This is a genomic window from Laspinema palackyanum D2c (assembly GCF_025370875.1).
Taxonomy (GTDB): Bacteria; Cyanobacteriota; Cyanobacteriia; order Cyanobacteriales; family Laspinemataceae; genus Laspinema; species Laspinema palackyanum.
Genome location: NZ_JAMXFD010000001.1, coordinates 539,317 through 562,037, shown reverse-complemented (window position 1 = coordinate 562,037; position 22,721 = coordinate 539,317). Strand labels below are relative to the sequence as shown.

16 protein-coding genes and 1 pseudogene are annotated in these 22,721 nt (G+C 49.5%); 11 read left to right on the top strand and 6 right to left on the bottom strand.

The genetic code is table 11. The features are described 5' to 3' along the window. Nucleotides 1-31: 31 nt before the first annotated feature. Nucleotides 32-1,081, bottom strand: coding sequence for a M23 family metallopeptidase (locus NG795_RS02445; protein WP_367287069.1), 1,050 nt, complete (start codon nt 1,079-1,081; stop codon nt 32-34). A 262-nt stretch (nt 1,082-1,343) separates the two neighbouring features. Continuing rightward, nucleotides 1,344-3,908: a leucine--tRNA ligase gene (gene leuS, locus NG795_RS02440; RefSeq protein ID WP_367287153.1), complete on the bottom strand. Its 2,565-nt coding sequence runs from the start codon at nt 3,906-3,908 to the stop codon at nt 1,344-1,346. Between the two features lie 617 nt (nt 3,909-4,525). Here leuS and NG795_RS02435 point away from each other — a divergent pair. The 7 genes and pseudogenes from NG795_RS02435 (at nt 4,526) to NG795_RS02405 (ending at nt 16,090) form a co-directional block, all read left to right on the top strand. After that, the gene (locus NG795_RS02435) at nt 4,526-7,465 is read left to right on the top strand and encodes a Calx-beta domain-containing protein (protein ID WP_367287068.1); all 2,940 of its coding nucleotides are present in this window, start codon (nt 4,526-4,528) and stop codon (nt 7,463-7,465) included. 496 nt (nt 7,466-7,961) lie between these two features. Then, nucleotides 7,962-8,173 (top strand): annotated as a pseudogene (locus NG795_RS02430) (B12-binding domain-containing radical SAM protein); the annotation flags it as partial. A 377-nt stretch (nt 8,174-8,550) separates the two neighbouring features. After that, the gene (locus tag NG795_RS02425; protein ID WP_367287067.1) at nt 8,551-9,627 is read left to right on the top strand and encodes a fatty acid desaturase; all 1,077 of its coding nucleotides are present in this window, start codon (nt 8,551-8,553) and stop codon (nt 9,625-9,627) included. Between the two features lie 452 nt (nt 9,628-10,079). Then, nucleotides 10,080-11,999 carry a GTPase family protein gene (locus NG795_RS02420; RefSeq protein ID WP_367287066.1) on the top strand — a complete coding sequence of 640 codons (1,920 nt, stop codon included), beginning with the start codon at nt 10,080-10,082 and terminating at the stop codon, nt 11,997-11,999. A gap of 811 nt (nt 12,000-12,810) precedes the next feature. Continuing rightward, entirely contained in the window at nt 12,811-13,134 is a 324-nt protein-coding gene (locus NG795_RS02415) for a hypothetical protein (RefSeq protein WP_367287065.1), read from the top strand. Nucleotides 13,135-13,136: 2 nt separating this feature from the next. Continuing rightward, nucleotides 13,137-15,320: a pentapeptide repeat-containing protein gene (locus NG795_RS02410; RefSeq protein WP_367287064.1), complete on the top strand. Its 2,184-nt coding sequence runs from the start codon at nt 13,137-13,139 to the stop codon at nt 15,318-15,320. A gap of 251 nt (nt 15,321-15,571) precedes the next feature. Further along, a complete protein-coding gene (locus tag NG795_RS02405; RefSeq protein WP_367287063.1) occupies nt 15,572-16,090 on the top strand; it encodes a hypothetical protein in 519 nt (172 codons plus the stop codon). Nucleotides 16,091-16,236: 146 nt separating this feature from the next. On the opposite strand, the gene lepB is transcribed toward NG795_RS02405, so the two are convergent. From lepB to NG795_RS02390, 3 genes are all read right to left on the bottom strand, one after another. Then, a complete protein-coding gene (lepB, locus tag NG795_RS02400; RefSeq protein WP_367287062.1) occupies nt 16,237-17,712 on the bottom strand; it encodes a signal peptidase I in 1,476 nt (491 codons plus the stop codon). Nucleotides 17,713-17,884: 172 nt separating this feature from the next. After that, the gene (locus NG795_RS02395; RefSeq protein ID WP_367287061.1) at nt 17,885-18,658 is read right to left on the bottom strand and encodes an SDR family oxidoreductase; all 774 of its coding nucleotides are present in this window, start codon (nt 18,656-18,658) and stop codon (nt 17,885-17,887) included. An 8-nt stretch (nt 18,659-18,666) separates the two neighbouring features. Further along, nucleotides 18,667-19,269: a 4Fe-4S single cluster domain-containing protein gene (locus NG795_RS02390; RefSeq protein ID WP_367287060.1), complete on the bottom strand. Its 603-nt coding sequence runs from the start codon at nt 19,267-19,269 to the stop codon at nt 18,667-18,669. An 84-nt stretch (nt 19,270-19,353) separates the two neighbouring features. On the opposite strand from NG795_RS02390, the gene NG795_RS02385 reads away from it, so the two are divergent. Beyond that, the gene (locus tag NG795_RS02385; RefSeq protein ID WP_367287059.1) at nt 19,354-19,995 is read left to right on the top strand and encodes a transaldolase family protein; all 642 of its coding nucleotides are present in this window, start codon (nt 19,354-19,356) and stop codon (nt 19,993-19,995) included. A gap of 147 nt (nt 19,996-20,142) precedes the next feature. Next, nucleotides 20,143-21,036, top strand: coding sequence for a hypothetical protein (locus tag NG795_RS02380; RefSeq protein ID WP_367287058.1), 894 nt, complete (start codon nt 20,143-20,145; stop codon nt 21,034-21,036). Between the two features lie 94 nt (nt 21,037-21,130). Here NG795_RS02380 and arfB read toward each other — a convergent pair whose 3' ends face one another. Next, nucleotides 21,131-21,544, bottom strand: a complete 414-nt coding sequence (gene arfB, locus NG795_RS02375) for an alternative ribosome rescue aminoacyl-tRNA hydrolase ArfB (RefSeq protein ID WP_367287057.1) — start codon at nt 21,542-21,544, stop codon at nt 21,131-21,133. A gap of 14 nt (nt 21,545-21,558) precedes the next feature. Here arfB and NG795_RS02370 point away from each other — a divergent pair, with 14 nt between their 5' ends. Both NG795_RS02370 and NG795_RS02365 read left to right on the top strand, forming a co-directional pair. Further along, on the top strand, nt 21,559-21,690 hold the full coding sequence (locus NG795_RS02370) for a hypothetical protein (RefSeq protein WP_367287056.1): 132 nt from the start codon (nt 21,559-21,561) through the stop codon (nt 21,688-21,690). A gap of 38 nt (nt 21,691-21,728) precedes the next feature. After that, the gene (locus NG795_RS02365) at nt 21,729-22,712 is read left to right on the top strand and encodes an SDR family NAD(P)-dependent oxidoreductase (RefSeq protein WP_367287055.1); all 984 of its coding nucleotides are present in this window, start codon (nt 21,729-21,731) and stop codon (nt 22,710-22,712) included. Nucleotides 22,713-22,721: the final 9 nt, after the last annotated feature.

Below are 22,721 nucleotides of genomic sequence, written 5' to 3'. Positions count from 1 at the left end.
ACTCGGTAAAACCAAGTCACGAAGTTATATTTTACCTCACTTCAATTTCCCGAACGAGATCCACCAGGACCTCACCCCCTCGGGATAATTGATACTCCCCACGCCAGACCCCCGGTGCGATCGGGCGATCGGGATTGTTGGGTTTACCGACATAACCCATCCAGAGTTTACTGGGGGAAGTGATTTCGTCGGTATCTTCCACGCTGGCCTGTCCATTGGGTGCAATCAACTTAAACTGATAACTATCCCCCGCTAACACCCCGTATATATGTACCCAGAACAAAATGGCCGGAATATCTTGAGATAGCTCACCTTGGGGAAATCCCCCTTCCCACAACGCATCCATTTCCGGAGGCGTATCCGCAAAACCGGCATCGATCGCCCCTGTCGGAGTATAATCCAGGGGAACGGTCCAAATCGGATTGCGCGACACCTGACAACCGGGACCTGCTTCCGGTCCCACAAACGGGTCAACCACCTCTCCTTCATACCGGGCGGTAATCTGAACTTGAGGGAACGATGCGGCCCCAGAAGCGCCAACCATGCCTAAAACCGTCCCCCTCTCCACCTCCATTCCGGGACGGACTGCAACACTCCCATTGCGCAGATGACAGTATTGAGTTTCCCACCCATTGCCATGTTCAATAAACACCCCATTGCCACATTCTCGCCCTTCTACGGCTTCCAGTTGTTTGGGGTCCGTAATCAGGCGATCGCTGACCCCATCGCGGACCCGCAACACCTTACCCGGGGCGGAAGCCAGGACCGCAACCCCAGCGTTCATTTTGTCTGTATTGGCAACGCCAAAATCGGTCCCTGTGTGACCATCAAAGGTTTGCCTCCCACAACCGAAATCCACTTCTCCCGGTCCGGGGTCGCGATCGGGATACAGCAAAATAAAGCAATCTTCGTCTATAGTGCAGTCAATTGGAGGTGCTAATTGCAGGGAGTTGGCGGCAATGGTCGTTTCTGGGATAGGGGATTGGGCGAAGATCGGGCGATCAAACCCAATCCAATGGACCGCCACCGCGATCGCGAATGCTAGGAGAATCGTTGCAATTATTTTAGGTTTTCTAAACATGATTGATTGCATAGTTTCTAAACAGTGGGTGCAACTAGATGCAGCCGAGGCGATCGCAGTTTCACCTGCGATCGGTTCTTTCTCATTCTAGCCAACCCCTCCACTAACGACTTCAGTGGTTCTCTTCCAATGTTCGTAGTAACGACTTCAGTCGTTCTCTTCCCCGATTCATAGTAACAACTTCAGTCGTTACTATAAACGGGAAGATAGAGGCAATTTACAAATTGCCCCTCTCTTCCCCGCTTCTTAATCCCTATCCATATTAGGATTTCCCCAGCACAAAATTCACCAACTTACCCGGAACAACGATCGCCTTTTTAATCTCCTGTCCTGTAATATACTTCTGGGCGACTTCCGACTCCCGCGCATACTGTTCCAACTCCTCCCGAGTTGCTTGTGCAGGCACCTGAATCGTTCCCCGCGTCTTGCCACTAATTTGAATCACTAAGGTGATTTCATCCACCACCAACGCATCCAAATCTACCCCAGGCCAAGATTGCTCATGAACTAAGGTTTGATTGCCAATTTCCTGCCACAATTCCTCGGCAATATGCGGTGCAAACGGGGCCAACAAAATCAACAGGGTTTTGATGCCTTCGGTATAAATTGCAGAATTTTTGCAGTCTGCATCATTCAAGGCATTACTGAGTTTCATCAACTCCGAAACTGCTGTATTAAACTGATACTCTCCTTCTAAATCCTCGGTGATTTCTTTAATTGCCGTATGAATCGATCGCCGCAATTCTTTTTCGGCTTTGCTCAACTCCCCTTTCACCTCTTTCGCGGGAGTGGTTTCTGCATATTCTGTGACCAACCGCCAAACCCGATTTAAAAAGCGGTATTGTCCCTCAACGTCGGCATCTTCCCATTCTAAATCTTTCTCCGGTGGCGCTTTAAATAGAATAAACATCCGCGCCGTATCAGCCCCATATTTTCCCAACACTTCTAAGGGGTCAACGCCGTTATATTTGGATTTGGACATCTTCTCATAGAAGACTTGCAACGGTTCTCCCGTTTCCGGGTATTTCGGGTCACTGGCATTCACTTGGGCGGAAGGAATGTATTTCCCGGTTTGCGGATTTTTGTAGGTTAAACCCTGGACCATCCCCTGAGTCAGCAGGCGTTGGAATGGTTCATCAAAGTTCAATAAACCCCGATCGCGCAATACCTTGGTAAAGAATCGCGAATAGAGTAAATGCAAAATTGCGTGTTCAATTCCCCCCACATATTGATCCACGGGCAACCAATCATTCACCTGCTGGGTATCAAAGGCTTTGTCCGCATTTTGAGCATCGGGATAGCGCAAGAAATACCAAGATGAATCGATAAAGGTATCCATCGTGTCGGTTTCCCGTTTCGCCGGTTCTCCACAACTGGGACAAGGCACGTTCACCCAGCTTTCTAATTGGGATAAGGGAGATAATCCCCGTCCGGAAAAGGCCACATCTTCCGGCAATTGCACGGGCAAATCTTCATCGGGAACGGGGACTGCGCCGCAACTGGGACAGTGAATCACGGGAATCGGTGCACCCCAATAGCGTTGACGAGAAATCAGCCAATCTCTGAGGCGATATTGGATTCGCGCCTTACCCCATTTTTGCTTTTCGGCATGGGCGATAATTTCACCTTTGGCTGTAGTCGATTCCATGCCATTGAAAATGTCGGAATTAATCACAATTCCGGGTTCGGTATAAGCCTCTTTTAACTCAGCTTTTTCATCCGCAGCATCGGCGCGAACAATTACTTGTTTAATGGGTAAGTTCTGTTCCCGGGCAAATTTGAAATCCCGGACATCATGGGCGGGAACTCCCATGACCGCGCCGGTTCCATATTCATAAAGGACATAATCGGCAATCCATATCGGAATCTCTTCCCCAGTAAAGGGATTAATCGCCGTTCCTCCAGTCGGAATTCCTCGTTTGGGTTTATCGTCGGCAGTGCGTTCTAATTCGCTTTGATTGCTAACTTCTGCAATGAAGGATTCAACCGCTGCTAATCGGTCTGGAGTGGTGACTTGTCGGGTTAAGGGATGTTCTGGGGCTAAAACAACATAAGTTACCCCATAAACCGTGTCGGGACGGGTGGTAAAAACAGCAACTTTTTCCGTACTGCCAACAATGGGGAATTCTAAATAAGCGCCGACGGATTTACCAATCCAGTTGGCTTGCATTAGTTTAACCCGTTCCGGCCAGCCGGTTAATTGGTCTAAATCATTGAGTAATTGTTCAGCATAATCGGTAATTTTGAAAAACCATTGTTTGAGCAATTTCCGCTCAACTTTAGCCCCCGATCGCCAGGACCGACCCTCATTATCCACTTGTTCATTGGCGAGTACGGTTTGGTCGATGGGGTCCCAATTGACTGCCGCTTCTTTTTGGTAGGCGAGTCCAGCATTAAAAAACTGCAAAAATATCCACTGGGTCCATTTGTAATAATCCGGGGAACAGGTGGCGACTTCTCTAGTCCAATCGAAGGCAATTCCCAGACGTTCCAATTGTTGTTTCATCTGGGCGATATTTTGATAGGTCCATTTCGCCGGATGAATCCCGCGTTCAATGGCGGCATTTTCTGCCGGAAGTCCAAAGGCATCCCATCCCATCGGATTCAGGACGCGATACCCTTGCATCCGCTTGAGACGACCAATCACGTCGGTGATAGTGTAAACTCGGACATGACCCATGTGCAGGTTTCCCGAGGGATAGGGAAACATGGACAGGGCATAAAATTTAGGCCGATCGCGGGTTTCTGGGGTTTGGTATAACTGGCGTTCTGTCCAAGTTTGTTGCCACTTTTCCTCAAGGGATGCGGGATTATAACGGGATTCCACGACTAATCTCCTACTCAATTGCTCGATCGCGTTTGCATCGATATTTTGACATACTCTTGAGGAAATTTGGAGACCCCCGGTTGCTGCCTGTAGCGTCTGAGGCAGGATGAGAACCTCGGGAGAAGCAACCCGGTTTAAGGCCCTAATCCGTTGCCAACTGGCAGATTTGAGGTGACGCTTCTCATCCTTGACCCCCGCCAATATGCTACTATTTTTACCAGGAATTTTACCGTCAGGGAGCATCTGGACGCTGAAACTACGTCAGATGCTATATCGAAAACGCTTACAGTTGGGTCTCGATGTGGCATCGGCAGGCAACTGGATCCGCAGCAAATTGCTGGCGTGAACTGCCGGATGATTTAAAGGGGTCTTCAAATGGGGAAAAAACCGATGGGTGTGGCATTAAACTCTTCACCCATTTAAGAAAATCAAAGATTCATTTTTTCCGCTGTCCCTTGGGGAGAGTCTGAGAAAATTTAGGCGGATGGGAATTACCCATTTTCCAGGGCAATTTCCAGTGAGTTTAAATGCCAGATCGTGCCGACGCCCCGCTTCGCGATCAGATGCATTGGGGTGCATTGGGGCAAAGCACAACGGGTTAATAGGAGGATTAACGGATGACGTTCATTTTTGGGGATAATCAAGGGAATACTTTAATTGGTCCCGACAGCAACGATACCATCATTGGCGGGGATGGGAATGATTCTATCCTGGGTAATGCGGGAGAAGATATTCTCTTTGGAGGTCTAGGAGAAGATACCTTAATTGGCGGTCCCGGGGCGGATATTTTTGTTCTGGAATCCGGCAGAGATACGATTGTTGATTTTCAAAAAGGGGTGGATAGACTGGCAGTTTCCCGGACCTTAAGAACTGCCCAAATTCGCCTAGAACCGATTTTTGAACGAACGGGAAATGGAAATTCCAATCCGGTGGCGATCGCCACTCAATTGGTGGTGGTCCAGAATGGCGATCGCCAGGTCATTGGGGAGGTATCCGGGTCGATTAATTTGGATGCCACGGATTTTTTAAATGAAACCCTAGACCCCCTGGCAAGTATTGTCGAGTTGACTGCCGCCAATTTTACAGTTCAGGAGGGGGTTTCCAGTGTAGAAGTGAGGTTGGTTCGCACCGGCAACCTAAGTGAGACGGCCAGTGTCACAGTTCTGCCCACCGATGGAACGGCGATCGCCTCAGCAGATTACATCGGAGGACCTCGGGTGGTCACCTTTGCCCCCAGACAATCTCAAGCGGTGGTCACGATTCCGATTATTGATGATAACCTTGTGGAACCGACGGAAACCTTCTCGGTGAGTTTAGTCAATCCCACGGCAAATGTGCTTCTCTCCGGGCGATCGCAATCCACCATCACCATTCTTGATGACGACGTGGAACTCTCTTTAGGTCAGCAAACCTTGACCCTCAATGACCAAGGTGAGGCCGTTGCCACCATCACCGTCCTCCGCAGTGGGAGAGTTGAGAATACAGTCGGCGCAACCATCTCCCTCGCCCCCAATCTCCCCACCCCTCCCGGTAATCTGAATATCCCGCAGGTTCCGGTAAACTTGGCCCCGGGAGTCACCGCACAAACCGTCACGATTCCTCTCGTCAATGAACTGATTGCCGCAGGGGTCGAAACTCTAGGGTTGACCCTCACCACCCCCACCGGAGGCGCAACCCTAGGCACAACCAATACCGCCAGCTTCACCCTAATCGATGAAACCGTTAATCCCGTTACTGTACAGTTCAATCAAACAGACTTTCAAACCGGGGAAGATGGTATCCCCATTGTTCCTGTCACCCTAACCCGCACAGGTTCCCTCAATCGTCCCGTTACCGTAACTATTGCCCTAGAAGAAGACACGGCAACTGCAACGGAGGATTTCGATACTACCCCGATTTCCGTAACCTTTGCCGCAGGAGAAACCACTCAAACCGTTTCAATTCCGATCGTCAACGATAACCGTATAGAACCCGATGAAACATTATCTCTCACTTTAGTTAATCCCACCGGAGGCGCAACCCTCGGAACCCCGAATACCGCCACATTGACTATTGTCGATAATGATACTGCCTTGCAGTTTACTCGTCCCGATTTTAATGCAGTCGAGGACGGTACCCCCATTCAACCCGTCCAAGTTCAGCGCATTGGGTTTACGGGAATCCCCATAGGTGTCACCCTTGGATTAAGTGATGGCACCGCCACGGCGCCTATGGATTACGACCCCACCCCAATTTCTGTAGACTTTGCACCCGGAGAAACCCTCCAAACCGTGGCCATTCCCCTGGTGGATGATGACACACTAGAACCGGATGAAACCATCAATCTCGCCTTACTCAATCCCACCGGGGAGGCAACCCTAGGGGAACCGAATACGGCAGTGTTCACGACTATCGATAATGATGTGCTGTTGCAGTTTAGTGGAGGGAACTTTGTTGTCAATGAAGATGGCACAGCGATCGCACCCGTAACCGTCACCCGGGAAGGCCGACTGGAGAGCGCTTTTTCCGCCGTGATCGCCCTCACTAATGGCACTGCCACTGCTCCCTTGGATTACAATAATACCCCAATTCTCGTCAATTTTGCCCCGGGAGAAACCGTCCAAACCGTTGCCGTTCCCATCGTCAATGACATCGAAAGCGAACCCAACGAAACCGTCCAATTAACCCTCACAAATCCCAGTCAAGGTGCAAGAATTGGCCCGCAAAATGCAGCAACTTTAGCGGTTTTAGATAATGATATCCGCCTAGAATTTAGTGCGCCAACCTTCACCGTCGAAGAAGAGGGCACCGCAATTCTCGCCGTCACCGTCACCCGCGCAGGAGGACTTGATCTCCCTGCCGGTGCAACCGTAGTTTTAGGGGATGGGACGGCCACTGCACCCTTTGATTACAATAATACCCCGATTCCGGTGAACTTTGCTCCCGGAGAAACCGTTCAAACCGTGACCATTCCGATGGTCACTGATGCGATCGCCGAAGTTGCCGAAACCCTCAATCTGGCCTTAGTCAATCCCACTCCAGGGGTAGAAATTGGGACACAAAGTAGTGCCACCCTCGTCATTCCCCGCAGCGATCTACCTGCCTTACTCAACTTTGAAGGGGTGAGAAATTTAGACCCAGTGAGCGGATTTTATGGCGATCGCGGGATATCTTTTTCCACCAACGCCTTGGGAATCATGAGTAACGATGCCTTAGATGCCTTGGGAATTCCCGATGAATTCGGCGGCAACTTTGCCCCACCCCCCAGCGGTACAACTGCCCTCACTTACGGAGAAAACTCGGCGATCGTCATGAATGTAGAAGGGGGATTTGACAATCAACTCTCCTTCTTCTATGCCTCCCCCTTCGCCAATCACACCGTCACTCTCTATGATGGATTAAACGCATCCGGCAACATCTTGGCATCCATCCCCTTATCCACCACCGCAGCAGGTTCCTTACCCCATGTTTATGCAGAATTTGACCAGGCGATCGTCCCCTTCACCGGAGTCGCACGTTCCGTCAGCTTCGGCAGCGTTTCCAACAAGCTCATCCTAGATGATATCCTCCTAGGATAATGTTTTCTATTGTTCGTAGTAACGACTTCAGTCGTTATCTTCGTCATGTTCGTAGTAACGACTTCAGTCGTTATCTTCGTCATGTTCGTAGTAACGACTTCAGTCGTTATCTTCGTCATTTTCGTAGTAACGACTTCAGTCGTTATCTTCCCAGGATTCGCGCTAAAAACCTTACGGAATATAGATTTTCGTGGGGTATGAACCGACTTTAGTGATTAGGCGGGGGTTTTAAACTCCGGAGGGAACGACTGAAGTCGTTACTACGAACAATTGAGAACGACTGAAGTCGTTACTACGAACTAAGAGGGAACGACTGAAGTCGTTACTACGAACAATTGAGAACGACTGAAGTCGTTACTACGAACATTAAGAACGACTGAAGTCGTTACTATGAACAATTAAGAACGACTGAAGTCGTTACTACGAACAATTAAGAACGACTGAAGTCGTTACTACGAACAATAAAACCTTCCATAAGGAGGGCTAGATACTGTAAATTTTACTCCTGTTTCCTCCAAGGTTTTGGTCTTACAAAAAGATTTTAGAATGGGTCGATCGCCAGGTGTTGTTACCCCGTTGGGATTAATCACTGTCGCCGCAATTTTACCACAAACCTGGGACTTTAAAGGGGTAGACCGCTATATTCGCCCCGTGACGGAAGCAGAGTGGGACCGACTCTTGCTCATTGAATCACCTATTGCCAATAAGCAACTTTGGGGAGGATGAGATAGGGCATCCCGAGGCCGAAATAGGCAGAGGTTATGAGTTTTAGGGATTATAATCCGTAATTTTGAAACGTTTCTTAACAATTCAGCTCAAAACGGGTTAAAATGAATTCCGTTTATCGGCTGCGATTTTCATCTTCCGTCTCCCGGAAGTTTTTTTATAAAGCGTCAGGGAGTTCTCAGCGTTTTCAGACCCGTGGGGTTCAATTCGTTCAATCATGAGGAGGACCGCATCGGGGTAATGAATGGACTGAATAACGAGGGTCTCCTTGGGGAAAAGGCTGTGAAGCCTTTCCAGGCTGAACGGGAGGGGTTAAAGGTGAAAGGCAGGTTTGAAAATCAGGTAAAAGCGGAAATTTCGTGCAAGCAAACACAGTTCTAAATCAGACGACTGATACAGTTTCACAGACACAAACCCAAGAGTTACCCTTTACTCTTCAGGATGTGAAGGCGGCAATTCCTGCCGAGTGTTTTGAACCCTCGATATTCAAGTCGCTGAGTTACTTTTTTCTGGATGTTGGGATTATTGCGGGACTGTATGCGATCGCATACAATCTGGATTCCTGGTTCTTTTTCCCCATTTTCTGGGTGATGCAAGGGACAATGTTTTGGGCATTATTTGTAGTGGGTCATGACTGCGGTCATGGCTCTTTTTCTAAGCTCAAATGGTTGAATAACCTAATTGGACATTTGTCTCATATTCCGATTTTAGTTCCTTACCACGGTTGGCGGATCAGTCACCGGACCCATCATGGGAACACGGGAAATTTGGACACAGACGAAAGCTGGTATCCAGTATCCGAAGAAAAATACAATCGGATGCCTTGGTATGAAAAGCTATTCCGCTTTTATTTACCCTTATTAGCCTATCCGCTTTATCTGTTCAAGCGATCGCCCGATCGCGCCGGTTCCCATTTTCTCCCCAGCAGTCCCCTGTTCCGTCCCTCGGAAAAATGGGATATTGTGACCAGTTCGGTCCTGTGGGTGATGATGGTGGGATTTCTCGGCGTCCTCACCTATCAATTTGGGTGGGTGTTTTTGGTTAAATATTACCTCGTACCTTACATCATTTTCGTGATGTGGTTGGACTTAGTAACCTTCCTGCATCATACCGAAGATGATATTCCCTGGTATCGAGGAGAGGATTGGTATTTTCTCAAAGGTGCGCTTTCCACTATCGATCGCGACTATGGATTTATCAATCCCATCCATCATAATATTGGCACTCATGTGGCGCATCATATTTTCTTAAATATGCCCCACTATCATTTGAAGACAGCAACTGAGGCGATTAAACCCCTGTTAGGTGATTATTATCGCTCCTCCAACGAACCCATTTTAAAGAGCTTCATTCGCTCTTATTGGTCCTGTCATTTTGTGCCAAATACCGGATCCAAGGTGTACTATGAATCTCCCTGGAAGCCGAAATCGAAATAACTCGAAATAATCCCGATCCCTTCGGGTTGGGACCCTTGGCAAATGGCCCGCCTGTGCGGGCTATTTTTTTTGCCCGAGATTGTAAAAACCCGCAATTGTAAAAACCCGCAATTGTAAAAACCCGCAATTGTAAAAACCCGCAATTGTAAAAACCCGCAATTGTAAAAACCCGCAGGCTGAAGCCTGGGGCTATACGGACAAAGCCCGCCTGCGCGGGCTATAAGAGTATTGTTATACCCAATCCGGTTGTGACAGACCTATCTTATTCTTTAGCCTGCGAAGGCAGGCTTCGTTCGTGTAGCCCCAGGCTTCAGCCTGTGGGTTTTTATTGGGTTTAGTCTAAAATTGTGGAAAGGACCGGATGCACCTATCTTGTCAAAGCAGCCGAATCTAGGCGTTGTTCACTCTAAATCAATTTAGCAAACTCAATTTATTTCAGGAGGCATAGATCAATGGTTCGATTAAAAACTTGGCAATGGGTGGTTTTAGCCCTGCCGATCGCCGCGATTGTTAGCTTTTTGCTGGTGGCAGCCGGAACCCAAATTCATGAATGGAATTTGAACTGGATTTGGGCAATTTTTACCCTCGTTTTAGTCGGGTGGCGGTGGCTGTTGGTGCAGTGGACTCAACCGATGATGGCGGAAATGGAAGCGGCGATCGCCCAGGTGAATCAGGACATCGAAGAGTCTAAACAACAAAACACCGGACCCACCGCTGATGAAGCCACTCAAAAAGCCGAAATCGCCTTACAAAAGATATTAGAAACCTCGCGGACTGATGCGCCGATTTGGGAGGATTTACAAACCTTTGGGAACCGATGCCAGGAAGTCGTCACCGCCATTGCCTTAATTTATAATCCCGAAGTTAAATATCCCCTGCTGAATATTTACATTCCCCAAGCTTATGGACTGATTCGAGGCACTGTGGATGACATGGACCGCTGGATGCAACAACTCTCACCGGCCTTGAATCAAGTTACTGTAGGACAAGCCTTTCAAGCTTATGAAATGTATCGCAAATTGGAACCTTCGGCGCGGAAACTGTTCCAAGTTTGGAACTGGGTCCAATGGTTTGTGAATCCGGCTGTAGCGGCAGCACGAATAGCCTCTCAGGGTTCTAGCAATCGGGCAACTCAAGAATTATTAGTGAATTTGGGACAATTGTTGCGAGAGGCAGCATTACGGAATTTGAGTCGGCAAGCGGCTACTTTGTATGGAAATCGGACTTTACCCGAGACGGTTTCACCGATATCGACTCCGGCTTTACCGAAAGCCAAAACCCAAACTCTGCGAGAGATTATCTCTCAAGCCGAACCTGTGGAAACTGTCGCCCAAAAACCCGTTAATATTTTGTTAGTCGGGCGGACTGGGGCGGGAAAAAGTAGTTTGATTAATACCTTGTTTGATAGCGATCGCGCCGAAGTTGATTTGTTGCCGAGTACGGATTTAGTCTCCAGCTATCATTGGCAGAGTGAGGGCGGGGAAACCCTGATTTTATGGGATACTCCGGGATATGAACAAGCAAAACGGGCCGATTTGCGAGAGATGGTCCTGGACTATGGCACAACTGCGGATTTGTTATTGTTAGTGACTCCCGCGTTGGATCCGGCCCTGCAAATGGATGTGGATTTTCTCAAAGAAATCAAGGCAGAGGTGTCCGATTTACCCGCGATCGCCCTGGTGACACAAGTCGATCGCTTGCGTCCGATTCGGGAGTGGAATCCGCCTTATGATTGGGTTTGGGGGGATAAACCCAAGGAAAAATCGATTCGGGAAGCAACTCAGTATCGCACTGAACAATTGGGGGAATATTGCGATCGCATTTTACCCATTGTGACCCAAGACTCACAACAAGGGCGAACGGCTTGGAACGCTGATACCCTGGCAATAGCACTGATTGAGGCGATTGATCCGGCTAAACAACAGCGCCTCGCTCGATTTTTGCGCGATCGCGAATCCCGGATCGTGGCTTCTGCTAAAATTATCGATCGCTATACCTTCCAGATGGCAACCACCCAAGGATTGACCTCCTTACTCAAGACTCCCGTCCTCCAGTTTATTTCCACCCTTTCCACCGGGTCCCCGACTCTCGCCTACGCCTTAGCGGAACAAATCCCCGTCGAACAGTTACCCGTGGTCATTGGTAAACTACAAATGGGCTATGACTTATTTAATTTGTTGAATACCGACGCCAAACCCTTTCAGTTTGATTTGCTCTCCCTGTGGCCCTTGCTACGGGATAATCGGGGAACGAGCGATCGCAATGCCTGGGCCTTTGGCCATGCCTTAGTCGAATATTGGACCCAGAAATTGAGCTTAGAACAACTGCGATCGCGCTTTGAGTCTTATTTAGAGCAACCACCGACATCCTAAAAGGGTGCGAGTTTTTGCCGGTCCGCAGTTTAGCCGACTAAAACTCAGTCATTTGGCGGATGCCCGGGAGGAATACTCCCGGCCACAATAGAGATTAAGAGAGTCAATTATAGAGAAAGGAACTGCCCCAGTTAAACAAAATAACTGGGGTTTTTGCTTTTTGGGAAGCCAAACCCTAAATGTAGAGGCCAGAAAGCGAATCGCCTGGACATTGAGGGTTCGATGTTAGACGATGGCGTAAGTCCGGAGGGGGTACAGAAGCGATCGGGAGTGCGGGGTCGCCTGCGCTTGTCCTCCGCTGTGCGGCGTAGCCTGTGCGCGGTGCCCAAACATCTTGCTCGCTATTAACAAGAGTGTGATATGCTTCTCACTTCGGAGTAAGCCTGCTCCCTTCAATCCTCGCCCTTGAGCATCCATAGGGGCGATCGCGATCGCCGGGACAAAACAAACCCTGACCCCCGGGGGTCTCTGGGCTAACCGGGGGAATTGACCTCAATAAAAAACCCCCAAATCTTTGGGGGTTCGCCATGCACATTTCTCAATCTCTTTTAATCCTACTTTTAACCCTGGGGAAAAAAATCAGCCAAAGTGCGGATTTATAGAGGTTAAATGTACCTATTTTTGAAAAAATTCCTTCTAAATTTCTTCATCATGAGGGTTGGCAAAACCCATTAAGCGTCTCCGATTTTCTGGAGTCATGCCCTTCAAAGCGCATGATCAGACCGAGGTTCGCTACAATCACAAGAGCAGCTTCCCCAGTCTTATGGGGGAGTGGAGTCCAATCGTATCCTCCTCGAATCATCGAAAACTTATGAATCCTCAAGAACGCCAAAAATTAGAGCGCCAACTCCAAGATTTAGAGGCGCAAATTCACCAACCCCAACCCTTGCCCACCTCGACCCTGGACGCCCCTTCCTTAAAATCGGTTTACCAACAGTTAACCCTGTGGTATCAAGGACTGCCCGATGGGGGGAAAATGGTGGCGATCGCCGTGGGGGGAGTCTTTGCCTTGACTGCCGTGAGTACCGTCTTAAATTTGCTTCGGTTAGCCTTTACCTTGGCCGCAGTTGGGGTGTTAGGATTTGTCGGATATAAATTATTTTTAGCGTCCAAATCCTCCAACCCAAATCCATAAGAGTGACTGGGAAATCTCAAGGTCCCAAGCGGACCGCATCCAAAGTCAAATCCACAAAAGGCAGCAAACCCCCGACTCAGGGGAAAGTCCACCCCGTGACCCTCTTCCCCCGGCGATTGGCTGCGAGTACGGTAGAACTGGCGCTGATTGTCGTTAGCGCCCTAGTTCCCCTGTCTTTGGGATGGCACGCCACGCGGTATCTGAAGGTGCAACCTGTCCCCCTGAATCCGGTTCTGGTGACCCTGGAACGTGCGATCGCCCGGACCCTGGCCCTCCCCCCAACTTGTAACAATCCCCGAAGACCAAGCTGCACCCGTCTAGTCCCTCCCCTCGTTAATTTCCTCTGGACAATTGGCCCGATCGCCGCCTTAAGCGTCAGTATTTGGCAGTTATATCTACTCGGACTCACGGGTCAGACTTTACCGAAGCGCTGGTTGCGCCTCCAGGTGGTGACGGATTCGGGAAAAGCGCCCGGATTTGGGCGTGCACTGTTGCGAGAGGCCGTAGGCCGTTGGGGAGTCACCCTCACCAGCGCCTATCTAATCTGGCTGATCACAGGCGCTGTACCGGACTTAGTAATTTTGGGAGTCATAACGGCCTTGATGGTGGCCTTGGATGGATTCTGGAGTTACTTTGATCCCAAGTCCCGCACCCTCCACGATCGCCTCGCCGGAACGTGGGTCCGCAGTAGCCGACACAGCGTTTCGGGACCTAGTAAAAACATGAACAGCAGCAACTCAAAACAGGTGGGGATTCAATTCGAGGCAGGCGGCCCCCTTGAACGGATGCCGGAATCACAACCTGTACTCGATCAGTGGTGGAATAGGATTCGCCTTCACAGTAGCGCGAAAAAAGCCCTGGCATTAGCCGTGGGTCTGGCTGCAATTTTGGGAACCTTCGTCACGACTCAACTTTATATCCAATCTCAAGAAAATGCCCGGACTCAGGCGGCGCGGGATCAGGAAAAGTTTCTCACTTGGGTCCGGCAATTTGCACCGGATGAGCGTCAAGGTGCGATTCTCGGATTGGCTAGTTTAGATAATCCCGAGGCCCAGTATCAAATTTTAGCGGATATGCTGGCCCTGGAAACCGACCCCGCTCAACTGGATGTCCTGCAACAAGCCTTAGTCAGCAGTGGAGGGCGATCGCTCCCTTATTTGCAAAAATTAAATCAATCCACCCGCACAGACCTGGATTCCCTGCGTTATAGCACTAATGAGGAACAGATTGAAGTGGTGCAACTGCGACTGCAAGCCACCCAACGGGCGATCGCCAAACTCCTCCAACTCTATAGCACTGAGTTCGACCCCCTAGATCTCAGCCGCACTCATTTGGGCCAAGTCACCACAGAAGCGGCCCCCTTCACCTTGGTGTTAGAAAAAACTGACTTATCCGGAATTCGATTCCGGGGCGCTATTTTAAGCCATGCCAGTTTTAAAAGCAGTCAATTTTCCAGTCCCGGACCCGATCGCCGTTTCGGAAGCGTGGATGACCAAAAAGCAGACTTGACTGCCAGCATCCTCACCGATACGGACTTTACCGGGGCATTTTTGAGTCATGTTATCCTCGCCTATAGCAATCTGAGTCGTGCCAAACTGGATCGGGCAAACCTCTCCCATGCTCAACTCACCGGGGCTAACCTCAGCAGTACCCAGGCGATCGGGGCAGATTTGCGATTCGCGGACCTCACCAATGCTACCCTGGTGGGTGCTCATTTAACAGAAGCGAACTTAAGCGGCATTCTCGCCATTGGTGCGCGGTTCCCCCGGGTGGTGGCAACGGGTGCGACCCTGGCAAAAGCGAACTTAATGCGATCGGACTGGCAGGGGGCGGATTTGAGTCGGGGGAATTTCACCGAATCTAATCTCCAAAATGCTAATTTGAGCGAGACGAAATTGGCCGGTGCGAATTTGAGTTTTGCTCAATTACAAAATGCCAACTTCCAGCAAACCGATCTCACCTCGGTGAATTTTCAAGGGGCGAATGTAGAAGGGGCGGATTTCCAAGGGGCCGTATTTTTCAAACCCCATCGCCAAAGTGGCGATCGCCTCCTGCAATCCCCGGACCCTGCCACAGCCGGATTTTTGGGGGGGGTGGATTTTAGCAAAGCCCGAAATTTAGATGATAAACAAATTGTTTATATCTGTGCTCAAGGGGGGATTTATCCTCTGTGTTCCCAACCTTAAGGGGTTGTTTCTCCCCGGGGCCTCGGTTGGGGATCTCATCCACCAAAAACGGGATTTGGGGAGAAAACACCTCAATTTTTGAACCGGGTTAATCGGAGTTCACCCTTGAGGGAGACCCTTGAATCCTCTGGGTTCTGCCATTCCCAAAGGGATAGGGAAACAGACTGGGTGATGTTCCATCGATTCAACTTGAGCTAGAATCGACGGAACATCGGAAGTATTTGTTTTTAGTGGGATAGAGGAGAAGGGAAATGGAACGTCTGAAAAAAATGGGATCGACTTTGGGTGCTCTGATGTTAGGGACAGTGGCGATCGCCAGCAGTTTAGTGGGGTCTAGTCAACCGGCATCGGCTCAAGCGGCTTATGGGAGTTATGTGGGGATTGGCGGATCCGCTGGACTCACCGAACTAGAGGGCGATCGGGAAAACTCTTTTTTACTAGCAGCCCGCTATAAACTGCTTGCCTTGCCCATTTCATTACGCGCTCAGGGATTTTTTAGCGGCGAGGGTACGGCAGTGGTCCCCACCATTTCCTATGACTATCCCCTCACCTGGCAAACCGATATTTATTTAGGTGCAGGTGCCGCCCTCACCACTGGGGATACCCCCGTGGGCCAAAAAGTTAGCTTTGCCATTCAACCCGGGGTAGATTTCGCCGTTCCCAATACCCGATTCATCATCTTTGGGAATGCAGTGATTGCCCTAGATGCTTATGACGATGAAAGTAAACCGGCTGTCTCTTTGCAAGGCGGCGTCGGTTTACGATTTTAAGCAATTGTAGGGTGGGCAATGCCCCGTCCGAACAGTAAGGTGGGCAGTGCCCACCCTACAATTACTACAATTACTACTTATTGTCCAAAGATGTCCGGCAAGTCTCAGACTAAATCCTTGCTCTCTAAACCCTAAGCTTCCCGGATTTACCGCAAAGGTCCGATCCGTTCAGGGGGCCAGTAGATTTTATATGCCTTGCCGATCATGTGATTTCTCGGGACATATCCCCAAACGTGAGAATCAAAGCTATTGTTACGATTGTCGCCTAACACAAAATAATTATCTGCTGGGACGATTTGGGGGTCTAAATTGTACTGGGCAGGGCCAGCAACATAGTCCTCAGAAAGCGGCTCATTATTGATATAAATAATCCCATCCTTGAGCCGGAGTACATCTAAGGGCATCCCGATAGTACGTTTGATAAATAAATCCCCAGCATTGGGGTCAAGGGTTTTGGCAAATTCCGGCGCACGAAAGACAACCAAATCCCCCTGTTGCGGAGGACGCCCCCGAGATTTTAAAGCGAGGATTTGGTCCCCAGAACGGAGAGTCGGGACCATCGAATCACTAGGAATCGTAAACCGTTGCACAAAATCATGTTCCACCCAAGCGGGAATCAAAATCCCTGTGAGCTTGAAGGTTACAATCAAAATCACAATCATCACAATCGGGTCCTGGGAATGGAGGGCCGATCGCGGACAGGAAAAATAAGCATGGTAACAGGCGATCGCATACAGTAAAGGCGGAACGAGCAACCATCCCGGATGCAATCGAGCAATATTAGAAGCGATAATTAGGCTAATCATCAAGACTGCGCCTAGGCCGAAGTTTTTTAGATACAAATGGCCCAGTCCGGGTAACAATTGAGATAAAAATACGGCGACCCAAGGATTATTTTTATTTCTTTTATTCTTAAGAACCCTTTCTAGGCGCAAAAAAGATAGGGGTTTAAAACATCGATGAGCATCAATAATATTGACCAAATAAATGCCAAAAATTGGGAAAACTAATCCCAAACTGGTGAGGGTATTTCCCTCGGGACTAAAGAAGGCGGCAAGTGCTACGGCAATTAAGACCGCTTCAATTAAAATAATGAGTAACCCTCGGAAAATTTTTCCGGCATAAATCTGTCCGAGACCCGGAAATAGCACCGATAAATTAACCGCTAACCAGGGGTCTTTTTGCAGTTTTGCCCGGGGCGATCGCCTGGATTGTATCCCAGTGGAAGAGGGACGAGGGGTAACTCGGGACAATCCCCGTGCTAGGGTATCCCTATTGCCGTCATTTTGCCGTTTGCGCCGTCGGGGGGCGACGGTTCGCACAGAGGTTCCATTCCCCAGGGCGAATTCCTCACTCCAGATCACTGAGCGATCGCGATTTTTGCCCAAAATCCGGACCCGGGCGACTGCTGGAATTCTCAGTTTCATCAGCAGTTGTCGAATTGCAGAAACACACCGTTGCCGATGTCTGGGAGTTGGCGCTTGCACACTCACGGAAAGTAAACCCTGATGCAAGCGCACCTGAGCTCTCATGCCGTGGGGGGTTAAACAGTCATCAATCAAGACGGCGATCGCCCGCAGATCGCCTTGTTGCGCTTGTACTTGTAGCTTTGCCGGTGTCATGATACTATTCCCCAAGATCCGGTACAGCACAAATTACCGCAACGCTCAACCCTTGTCCCGTTGAGAGTCTGTTTACTTGAAATATCCCCCGGAGTGGGGCGAGAGTTAACCCGTCACCATCAGTCGTAGATTGCATCCGTAATCTGTCCTTCACGCGCATTTTTAATTTAGTTTAGCGTCGCCGATGAACGAGGGTAGCATTGGCCTGATCCACCGGGACAACTAACATTTCGCTAATATTCACATGGGGGGGTCGAGTGACAGAAAAAAGCACTAAATCCGCAATATCTTCCCCGGTTAGGGGCGTTAAATCCTGATACACTTTTTCGGCGCGATCGCGGTCGCCATGAAAGCGCACCAGACTAAATTCCGTTTCCACTAACCCCGGTTCGATTTCCGTCACCCGCACCGGAGTCCCGATTAAATCCTGCTTCAAACCATCGGAAATCGCCCTCACTGCCGCTTTGGAGGCACAGTACACATTCCCCCCCGGATAGGCCACTCGACCGGCGATCGAGCCAATATTCACCACATGACCCGCTTGCCGTTCCACCATCCCAGGCACCACCGCCCGGGTGACATATAGCAATCCCTTGACATTGGTATCCAGCATTTCCTCCCAATCATCAATATCGCCTTCGTGGAGTTTAGATAATCCCCGACTCAGACCCGCATTATTGACTAAAATATCAATCTGATTCCAAGGGTCTGGAAGATTATTCAAGGTGGCATCAACCCCTTGGCGATCGCAAACATCCAACCCCAAAACATGAGTCTGAATCTGATACTGTTGGGCCAGTTGAGTCCCTAACTCCTGCACCCGTTCCAAACGCCGCGCCGCCAAAATCAAATCCGCACCCGCCTGGGCGAACAGTTGGGCGCAAGCGGCCCCAATCCCACTACTTGCACCCGTAATCAACACAATTTTACCCTTTAGGGACATCATAATCTTTGCTACAAACTATTATCAACGACCTGTTTAAAGGTATCAGAGAAATGGCGAGGCGGAACACCCACCATCAACGCCGAATCATTTCGCAAGTGAATTTCCACATCGCGCCGACGACAGGAAAAGGCACTCGCTTCAGGTAACAACCGAGGGGTGAGAAAATGCACCCGTTGATTTGCAGAACCGCGCCACCCTTGGTTATCATTGAGTTCCGGCAGATAAAGTCCATCAATTAACACATCAATTTGAGACAGGACTCGGGCGATCTCAGGGTCGGACTTCGCCTGTAACTGTTCCAAAGTAAACCCGGTATAGCAAATAATCGAACAATCCACGTCGGCCAGAAGTTCAAATAATTCACTGAGTGCCTGCGCCTGTAACATCGGTTCTCCCCCAGAAACCGTTAATCCTTCAGTGCCCGGGACGGATAAAATGGTTTCTGCCAACCGTCGCGGTTCCACCCCAGTCGCCGCCACCTGGGGAATCCAATCCGGAGAGATACAACCGGAACAGTTAAAACAACAACCTTGCACCCAAATCGCAAATCGTTGACCCGGACCGAGACTGCGGGTGATGGGACAAAGTTCTGCTAAGTTCAGTAAGGTCATGGGGTTAGAGGTGGGGGTATGGTCCATTGTCAAGCGTAGCCAATTTCCCGTATTTTTGGGATGGAACTGAACGGGAAAAAAATCATGGCAATTTATTTAGATTCAGCGATCGCCTCCGAAGCAGAACTGGCCCAAAAAATGGGCTGGGTGAAAGGTATCACTACCAATCCAACTTTATTGGCAACCAGTGAGTTATCTCCGGAAGATACCTTAAAAAAATTGGTTACCCTCACATCGGGGCCATTATTTTACCAGCTTACGGCATCGGATTTTGATGGCATGGTCAAAGAAGGCCAAACAGCGCGGGATTTGATTGGCGATCGCACCATTTTAAAGGTTCCAGCCACCCCGGTTGGGTTTGAAGTCGTCGCGCATCTATCTCCAGACATACCTTGTTCCGTAACTGCCATTTATAGTGCCGCCCAAGCAGCCGTAGCAAAGGAAGCGGGGGCAAAAATGGCGATCGCCTACGTCAACCGCGCTACCCGATTATTAGGGGATGGGATTGCCTTAGTGCGATCGATGGCAGATGTTCTAAAAGGCAGCGACGTAGAAATTCTCGCCGCCAGCATTAAATCTCCCGAAGAAGCCGCCGCCTCCTTACAAGCAGGGGCGGATCATTTAACATTACCCCTCGCCATGTTAAGAGCGATTTCCTCCCACGAACTCTCGCAACAAACTGTAGAAGAATTCAATCACAAAGGGATTGGTTTAACTTTATCTTAACTGGCGTAAAAATTGGTTTATAATAAATAGGAGTGCGTTGGCGAAGCCTGTGCGTCAGCACAAACATCTTGCTCGCTATTTCCCAAGCGAGCAAGATGCTCGCACTCCTATTTTGAATATCAGGAATATCCGCAATCAAACCGAATCATGACCCGAACTGCTCATGACCAATTTGCGAAACAATATTTAGAGGAGTTATTAGCCTATCTGGGACAAGTCCAAACCAGTCGGGACGTTCCCAGCGAAGTGCGACAAATCGATGTCTATTTCGTCCCTGCTGCCACCCCCTCCACTGCGCCAGAAACACTGGGAATTCTAGGACAAATGGCAGCCACAACCGGCTTGTTTGAAGTCTTTAGAAACGCACCAAACCCCGTCGAGATTAGAAACTGCAAACTCAAACTCTACTCCCTACAAGGGGACCTCTTGCGACAAGCGCGACGGGAAAAGAACTCCCTCAGTGAATCCGACTTACCCCGACTCTGGGTATTGTCCCCCTCCTGTTCCGAAAGACTGGTGAACGGATTTGGCGCACAACTGGATCAGTCAGGGAACTGGATACCCGGGATTTATTTTATGCCAGAATTTGAGAAGACCGCATTAGTGGCGATCGACCAACTCCCCGCCAACCTCAATACCTTATGGTTGCGAGTCTTAGGAAGAGGGGCCACCCAACAACAAGCCGTGAATGAATTACTCTCTCTACCCCAGGGACATCCATTCCGGCGCAACCTGTTAGAAATTCTATCCAACTGGCGCATCAACGTACAACTCAGACAAAATCCAAATGAAGAAAATCAGGAGTTAATTATGAACTTATCACCCGCTTATCTAGAGTGGCGAGAAGCCACATTACAAGAAGGTATCCAACAACACCGGAAGAAAACAGTTGAAAATATTATCAAGTTTCGATTTGGTTCGATTGATGAAGAACTCGCTTCCATTATCGAGGCATCATTGCAGGTATCCGATGAAGAATTAACTTCGTTGTTATTAACCCTTTCTCGGGAAGAGTTACTGCAACGCTTTGGCCGGTCATAGTAACCTAATATTGAGGGGCTAAACTAATGCCCCTCAATATTCAGTTGAAAAATTTTACCCGAAATCAATCCCGCCTCTGTTTTAATCAACCTGATTAATCCATCACCTTCCCTCTCATCGCTTTAATCTGTCCCCGCTTCGTTTTGCTATCGAGACGTTTGCGCTGAGAACTGCGCGTGGGTTTGCTCTTAAAACGCTTTTTAGGCACAACCACAGCACTTTTAATCAACTCTTGCAAGCGCATCAAGGCTTCCTGGCGGTTTTCTAACTGACTGCGAGACTCTTGGGATTTGATAATAATTACCCCCTCTTGGGTAATCCGATGATCGCTGAGACTCAATAGGCGATTTTTATAACGGTCCGGTAGGGAGGAGGCTTTGATATCAAAACGCAAATGAATCGCGGTTGCCACCTTATTGACATTTTGCCCCCCCGCCCCTTGAGAACGAACTGCACTAATTTGAATTTCGTTTTCTAGGATACTGACGGTGTTGGAAATTTGTAGCATAATTTAGGAATAAAATGAGAACTTCACCGGGTTGTGTTCAGCAACTGATTAGAGAATTGGCAGCCGATCGCGATTCTATTATAGATCACCTGGGAATCGGCCAGTTGGCGAAGATGTCTGATAAAAGTAGTAAAATGATTCATTAATTCAGAAATTCATAACGCAAAATAATCATCAATTCATCATGACTAAACCACTTGAAGGCAAAGTTACGGTTGTCACCGGGGCGACCAGGGGCCTGGGCAAAGGCATCGCTATTGGACTGGGGGAAGCGGGGGCGACGGTGTATATCACCGGGCGGAGTCTGGACCCTGGGACTGGAGAGGGGCAACTTTCCGGGAGTCTGAGAGAGACGGAAGCGGCAGTGGAAGCGGCAGGCGGACTCTGTATTCCGGTTCAGGTGGACCACAGCGATGATGACCAAGTGCGATCGCTGTTTGACCGGATTCAATCGGATTTCGGCCAGATTGACTTATTGGTGAATAATGTATATGCCGGGGTGCAAACCTTAATGAATAGTCAGGGTCGGCCATTTTGGGAGAGTGAACCCAGCTTTTGGGATGCTTGTAACAATGTGGGTTTGCGGAGTCACTATGTGACCAGTGTTTTGGCGGCGCGGATGATGACGCCGCGTCAGCAAGGGATGATTTGTACGATTTCCTCTTGGGGAGGGCTGTCTTATATTTTCGGAGTGCCTTATGGGGTGGGGAAATCCGGTTGCGATCGCCTCGCGGCAGATATGGCAGTGGAACTCAAACCCTACAATGTCGCCTCCCTCTCGATTTGGCCGGGGATTGTGGGAACGGAACAAATGTCCAGTATGGCGGATCAAATGGCCGAAAGTGAGACGGACGATCGCCAATTTTCTGGGTTCCGAGAACGCTACAACTGGGAAACGCCCCTCCTCACCGGACGGGCGATCGCTGCCTTAGCTGCGGACCCCACCGTGATGCAGCATACCGGACGGGTGCAGATTGTGGCAGAAGTGGCGCAACGCTATGGACTGGTCGATGAAGATGGCACTTCCCCGGTATCCTTGAGGTCCCTGCGCTTCGTGCTCCCCTTTGCGGTCCCCCAATTGAGACCTTATGCCGGACTGGTGCCCAATCTGAACCTACCTTGGTCCCTCATGCTGCTGAGTCGGTTGGGTTCACCCCGTTTGGGTTGAAACCAGATT